Annotated in this window: 4 protein-coding genes; 3 read left to right on the top strand and 1 reads right to left on the bottom strand. The window is 51.3% G+C overall.

Going from position 1 to position 6,955, the window contains the following annotated elements; genetic code table 11:
* Window positions 1–148 precede the first annotated feature (148 nt).
* The 3 genes from M3200_RS09080 to pyrG all read left to right on the top strand — a co-directional run bounded on the left by M3200_RS09080 (window position 149) and on the right by pyrG (window position 3,963).
* The gene (locus M3200_RS09080) at window positions 149–601 is read left to right on the top strand and encodes a YwiB family protein (protein ID WP_022383206.1); all 453 of its coding nucleotides are present in this window, start codon (window positions 149–151) and stop codon (window positions 599–601) included.
* Window positions 580–2,247, top strand: coding sequence for an arginine--tRNA ligase (gene argS, locus M3200_RS09085; RefSeq protein WP_022383207.1), 1,668 nt, complete (start codon window positions 580–582; stop codon window positions 2,245–2,247). The genes M3200_RS09080 and argS overlap by 22 nt, the downstream gene beginning before the upstream one ends.
* Window positions 2,248–2,340: 93 nt before the next feature.
* On the top strand, window positions 2,341–3,963 hold the full coding sequence (gene pyrG, locus M3200_RS09090; protein WP_022383208.1) for a CTP synthase: 1,623 nt from the start codon (window positions 2,341–2,343) through the stop codon (window positions 3,961–3,963).
* A gap of 754 nt (window positions 3,964–4,717) precedes the next feature.
* Here the strand turns inward: pyrG and M3200_RS09095 are convergent.
* Window positions 4,718–5,998, bottom strand: a complete 1,281-nt coding sequence (locus tag M3200_RS09095; protein WP_022383209.1) for a hypothetical protein — start codon at window positions 5,996–5,998, stop codon at window positions 4,718–4,720.
* Between the last annotated feature and the right edge of the window lie 957 nt (window positions 5,999–6,955).

The raw sequence follows: 6,955 nt of genomic DNA on the forward strand, positions 1-6,955 counted from the left end.
CTTTTTATTTATTTCCATTTTCCATTTGAGAGAGGTAGACGCGCGTGCTATAATGATTAGTATTGTATTGTTATAAGAAGGAGTGGAAAAAGGCCTTCTTATGATATAATAAAAATGATTGATTCATTGATGAAGGAGGCGGCATAGATTGGAGAAACACGTCATTATCAATGTCACTTCCGTCCAGCGTGACGAGACCGGAAAGGATGAGAAAATCACCCTGGAAACCCCGGGCATTTACGGGGAAGAGGGGAATATGAGGTACGTCTCTTACCGGGAAACGAAACTAGCCGGCATGGAAGGCACGACGACGACGCTCCGCGTTTACGAGGACCACGTCAGCCTTTTGCGGGAAGGCACATTCCTGCAGGAGCAGGAGTACCGCATCGGCAAGTCATCGAAGTCGACCTATCAGACACTGATGGGACCCCTCGAAGTGACCGTCGTCACAAGGAGCATCGAAGACAGTCTTACAGGCGGCGAAGGCAAGGTCGTTCTGACCTACGACGTCGAGCTCAAAGGACTGTTTAACCATTTAAATGAAGTTGTAATAGAAGTGCGGGAGGATCCGGAGTATTCATGGAAGTCAGAGAACAACTGAAGGAAATCATTGAAAAAGCAAAGGACGCCGCCATTGCGGCAGGCGAGCTGCCGGAAGGGGAATACGCCCCCATGCAGCGTCTGGAAGTCCCGAAGTCCAAGGAATTCGGCGATTATTCCACCAATGCTTCCATGCGCTGGGCAAAAGCAGCGCACAGAGCGCCGCGCCAGATCGCGGAAGTGATCGTGAAACATATCGACACGCCCCTTGTTGCCAAGATGGATATCGCAGGCGCAGGGTTCATCAATTTCTTCCTGGCAGCAGACACCGTCTATGCCGAACTGGAAAAAATCCTGAAGACAGGCCCGTCCTACGGGGACCTTCCGAAAGACCAGAAGGACAGAATCCTCGTGGAATACGTTTCCGCCAACCCGACAGGCCCGCTTCACATCGGCCATGCCAGAGGCGCAGCATACGGTTCCGCTATGGTGAACCTGCTCCGCGCTGCCGGCTATGACGTCTATTCCGAATACTACGTCAACGACGCAGGCAACCAGATCGACCATCTCGCTGAATCCATCAATGCCAGATACCTCCAGCTCTGCGGCTACGACGCAGAAATCCCGGAAGACGGCTACCATGGACAGGACATCGTCGAAACAGCCAAGAGAATCCTTGAAAGAGACGGCAAGAAATACCTGGACATGAGCGATGAAGAACGCCTCCTGGCATTCAAGGACATCAGCCTCAACGAAAAACTCGACGCCCTCCGCAAGGACCTCCACGATTTCAACGTAGACTTCGACAACTGGTTCTCCGAAAAATCCCTCTATCCGGAACAGGTCGACAAGGCCTTAAAGGTACTGAAGGATGAAGACAACCTTTACGAAAAAGACGGCGCCCTCTGGCTCCGTACCACAAAGAACGGCGATGACAAGGACAGAGTCGTCATCCGTACCAACGGCGTGCCGACCTACTTCTGCTCCGACATCGCATACGTTGGAAACAAGATCGAAAGAGGATACAACAAACTCATCGACATCTGGGGCGCTGACCACCACGGATATATCATCCGCTTGAAGACGGCTATGAAATTCCTCGGATACAACCCCGATGATTTTGAAATCATGCTCCTCCAGATGGTTACCCTCCTCCGCGACGGACAGCCAGTCAAGATGAGCAAGCGTACCGGCCAGGCAGTCACCCTGCGTGAACTGATGGACGAAGTTGGCACCGACGCAGCACGCTATTTCTTCTGCGCAAGAACACTCGACTCCCAGATGGACTTTGACATCGATCTTGCCAAGAAACAGTCCAGCGACAACCCGGTCTACTACATCCAGTACGCCCATGCCCGCATCCACAGCCTCTTCGATCAGGCGAAAGAAGCAGGCGTGAAATGGGATCCGTCCTTCGCAGGCACCGATTTCTCCTACCTCAAGGAAGAATGCGAATTCGATCTCATCAAGAAAATGGAAAACTACCACCAGCTTCTGGCGGGCGCAGCCGTTGAAAGAGCACCGCAGCGCGTAGCCAAGTATGCTTACGAACTGGCAGCCCTCTTCCATCATTTCTACAGAGAATGCAGAATCCTCGGCGTCGATGCAAAGACCACCGAAGCACGCCTCGGCCTCATCACAGCCGTACAGTACGTCCTCGCGCATGCACTCGCCATCTTGGGCGTTTCTGCTCCTGAACATATGTAAAAATATATCCCGCCGTATTTCTTCCCATACGGGCCGGGAGTATAATAAAAGGAAGAAAATTCGATCGTTACTATCATTGAAAGAGGAGGTCTCATGACTAAATACATCTTCGTAACCGGCGGCGTCGTTTCATCTCTGGGCAAAGGCATCACGGCCGCTTCCCTCGGAAGATTACTCAAAAACAGAGGGTACAAAGTCACCATCCAGAAATTCGATCCATATATTAACATCGACCCCGGCACCATGAGCCCGTATCAGCACGGCGAAGTATTCGTCACTGACGACGGCGCCGAAACGGATCTCGACCTCGGCCACTATGAACGTTTCATCGACGAAAACCTCTCCAAGGCTTCCAACGTGACAACAGGCAAAGTCTACCAGTCCGTTATCAACAAAGAAAGAAAAGGCGAATACCTCGGATCCACCATCCAGGTCATCCCGCACATCACCAACGAAATCAAAGACAGAGTCCTCCGCGTCGGCCGCAATGACAATGCAGACATCGTCATCACCGAAATCGGCGGCACCGTCGGCGATATCGAATCCCTGCCATTCCTCGAAGCCATCCGTCAGGTCAAGAAGGACGTGCCGAACAGAAATGACGTACTCTACATCCACGTCACCCTCGTGCCATACATCGAAGCAGCAGACGAACTGAAATCCAAGCCGACCCAGCACTCCGTCAAGGAACTCCGCTCCATCGGCATCCAGCCGGACATCATCGTATGCCGCACCGTCAAGGCACTCCCGGAAGACATGAAGAGAAAGATCGCCCTCTTCTGCGACGTAGAACCAGATGCAGTCATCAACAACCTCACCGCATCCAGCATCTATGAAGTACCGCTTATGCTGAGAGACGAAGGCCTCGACCGCATCGCCCTCGAAAAACTCGGCCTTGACGACAGCCCGTGCGACATGAAAGACTGGGAAGCCATGGTTTCCCGCATCCTTTCCGCTGATAAGACCGTCAACATCGCCCTCGTCGGCAAATACGTCGAACTCCACGACGCATACCTCTCCGTCGTCGAAGCCCTCTCCCATGCAGGCTTCAAGACAGGAAATAAGGTCAACATCCGCTGGGTCAACTCCGAAACCATCGAAGAAGAACAGCCCGATCTCCGTGAAGTATTCAAAGACATCGACGGCATCGTCGTACCAGGAGGCTTCGGCAACCGCGGCGTAGAAGGCAAGATCGCCACCATCAAGTACGCACGCACCAACAAGATCCCGTTCCTCGGCCTCTGCCTCGGCATGCAGTGCGCCGTCATCGAATACGCAAGAGACGTATGCGGCATGAAAGACGCTAACTCCACCGAATTCGTACCGGATACACCATATCCGGTCATCGATCTCATGTCCGACCAGGAAGACGTCACCGAAAAAGGCGGCACCATGCGCCTCGGCATCTACCCGTGCAAACTCAAAGAAGGCACCAAGACAAGAGAACTCTACGGCAACCAGGAAATCGTCTATGAACGTCATCGTCATAGATGGGAAGTCTCCAACGCACTCCGCCCGGAACTCGAAAAAGCAGGCCTTATCGTATCCGGCACCAGCCCGGACGGCAGACTCGTTGAAACCATCGAACTCGCCGACCATCCATACTTCGAAGCAACCCAGGCACACCCGGAATTCAAATCCCGCTCGAACCGTCCGCATCCCCTCTTCCAGGGCCTCATAGACGCAGCCGTTGCTCACAGAGATGAAAACAAATAATCAATGATAGAACGATAAATAAGGAAAAAGGAAAGGACATCCCGCGCGGGATGTCCTTTTTGCGTGTGAGGGGGCTGTTCCTCGAGCGAAGCGAGGTTTAAGGGTGTTGACCTTGCTCCGAAGGAGAAGGTCCGGTCGGAGACCGGGAATGAGATGTAGTTCTCGCAGCATTGCTGCGGTTGTAAAGGTTTTCCCTTCGCTTCCGCAGCATCGCTAAAAGTGCTAAGGTACGCTTTCATATCAATAAGCTCTTATATAGAAACCGTACAACCGCGGTGGAGCGCGATTTAAAACACCATCCAACCTCGCTCCGCTCGCGGAACCTTTTTATATTTCTAAGAGCAATGAATACTGCACCCCTTTCGTCAGCAACAGTTAAATGATTGGCTGACCGCGCCTTCCCCGCTGGGGCAGGTTAAAACCTTCCGCATTGGCGTGAATGACAACTATCAACTGCGATGTACTGAGTCTTGATTTTCAGGGCCGTAGGCCGGTCTTGACCTTGCTCTGGAAGAGAAGGTGCGCCGTATACCAGTTGACGGTAGCGGTAGCAACACAAATGTCTCATAAGTTAGTGTACGGGGCAGATGAGTTGCATTTCTTTAAGGCGTTAGCCTTGGTTTTATGGTTTTCAAAAAGGTTCATTTCCCTCGAGTGTCAGCTCGGTTGTAAGGTTTTATCCTCTCTCAGTCCGCCGCACCAAAAAAAGCCCCGCCATCGAGCGGGGCTTCCCTCTGTTTTTTGTTTTTAAATCTCACAGTCCGAATATCTTCTTGATCCCTGCGAGGAAGGGATGCTTGATCGGCAGTTCTTTCAATGTGGACACGACGAAGTCGTCGGGTTTCCTGAAGGAGAGGCCGTAGGTGAAGTAGATAGTGTGGGCCGTCTGGATGACGTAGTCCCTCGTTTCCTCGATGAGAAAGTTCTCCATTTCCTTGGAGAAAGGACGCTTGTTTCCTTCCCTTGTCTTGCCAAGCTCCCTCATCAGTTTCATGGCAGCTGCGGGGAAGGCGTCGCCGGAGGCTTTGTCGGCGATACGCATCGCAAAATCCGGGAAGTAGCGGTAGTAGGCGCGCGTGTTCTTCGAATTGAAGAAAGCCCACTGGCGCATGAACATGTGGATCTTCAGGTACATCTTCTGGCGGACCGGAATATCCTCAGGCAGAAGATCGCCTGCTGCGACACTTCTCCTGACCCAGCGCGCCACAGAAGGGGACTGGAGGATGCCCTCGGCAATCGAATCCCTCATGTCGCGCCTCTGCCACAGATACGAAGCAAAGAAAGCAGGGACATACGCACGGAAAAGCATGTACCGGTAAATGAACCTCGTATCCGGCAGGCCTTCCTCCGTTTTTTGCATCTTCGAAAACATCTCATCAAGCGGCACCATCGTTTTCGCGCTCTCCATGATACGATTTCCCTGGGACAGACCAAGATCCGTTCCTATGGCCTTTAAAAGCAGCAGAGGAAGCTTTCCCTCACGACCCCTGAAGTCCGGATCACAGAAAGACAACGACTCGATATAAAGATCCAGGATCCGGCGCGCCTCATGCACGAAACCCTCCATCTCCGGCGCAAAGAAATCCGCAGCCGGAAGCAGCGACTCCTTCACCTCCGCCGTCATCAGCGACAGCATTTCAAGGACAGCAGACTTCGTAAAGAAATCCGGACCCTTGAAAAGAGAAGCCGCCTTCTCCGCCGCATCGAACTCCGACATCAGAGAACGCGTCGTATCGAAATCCAGATGCCCCTCAAAAGCAGAAGACAGGAAATGGCTCTCCGCAGACAAATCACGCGCCATCTTCGAAGCCAGCTGCAGACGGAAGCACACATACTTCCGGATCACATCATTCAGCACATGACGATTCTCAGCAAAAGAGAGCTCATGCGCCTTCGCCCAGGCATAAAAAGCCGTCCCCACATCCGTCTCCGACGTGAAAGAACGCCGCGCAGCCGGATAAAAAGCCTTCTCCATCCGTTCCCCAAGAATACGCGCCAGACGCACCTTGCCTTCCACGACCTTATCATCCTGCATAGAGCTCCCTCCTTACTTAGCATATTTCCTCTATTATACAATAAGAAAGGAACAGAAAAAGAGAGGCTCAGAGGGAAAATAAGAAAAGAAATATTGCATTTTTCACCAAATGGTATATAGTATATACAAGAAATCCGCAAAGCTCCCGGCTATGCGGAGGCGCAGGCGTTCGAGCAGTGCTTCGGCACATTATAATATTTGAACCATGCGCCTCCTCATGACCAGGAGCCTTTTTCATTGCTAAAGAAAGAAAATAAACATAGAAGCTAAACTTGGAAAATAAAGGATAAATTGCCTATTATATTTAATATTGGAAAATGGTATAATATATGTAACGAAAGAGTCCGAAAGAAGTCCCGCGAAGGTAGTCAATTACCGTAATGCCTCCTTTGGATAAAATAATGAAACGATGAGTTGCGTTGATTTGTTCTTGCATTGTTTTTCATAATACACGCGGAACCCAAAGACCCTTTCGGATCGCTCCCGGCTACGGCCGGGAGCTTTTGCGTGGGGGCAAAGATGCAGCTCCGCGAGCGAAGCTGCTAAAAGCCATGGTGCGCCTTTGACCTTGTTCTGGAAGGGAAGGTGTCAGCGGAGCTGACGGATGAGTTGCATTTCCTCAAGGCGTTAGCCTTGGTTGGCATGTTTTTTCAGCCGAAGGCTGGTTTAAGGGTGTTGACCTTGCTCCGGAAGGAGAAGGTGGCGCCGGAGGCGACGGATACAGTAGTTCTCGAGCGAAGCGAGGTTGTTTTGTTTTTCTGTCATCCCATTTTCCAAGCAGTAAAGGTTTTTCCTTTCATTCTGTTTTCTCAAATGTCTTGTCCTCCTTTATAGATTTTCTTTGTTTTTCAGTAGTATATAGTGCTTTCCATTTCCTTTCTTTTCCTTAAAAAGTCAGTGTTCATCGGGGATTCCATCTCTTTAATCCTCAGAACATCGATTCCATCTGAAAAGTTT

It is taken from the genome of Dialister sp. CAG:357 (assembly GCF_000435155.1).
Lineage (GTDB): Bacteria > Bacillota > Negativicutes > Veillonellales > Dialisteraceae > Dialister > Dialister hominis.

Excerpts from the sequence above, each read along its gene's own strand:
- argS (WP_022383207.1), top strand. The coding sequence starts at position 580 with ATGGAAGTCAGAGAACAACTGAAGGAAATCATTGAAAAAGCAAAGGAC.
- pyrG (WP_022383208.1), top strand. The coding sequence starts at position 2,341 with ATGACTAAATACATCTTCGTAACCGGCGGCGTCGTTTCATCTCTGGGC.
- M3200_RS09095 (WP_022383209.1), bottom strand. The coding sequence starts at position 5,998 with ATGCAGGATGATAAGGTCGTGGAAGGCAAGGTGCGTCTGGCGCGTATT.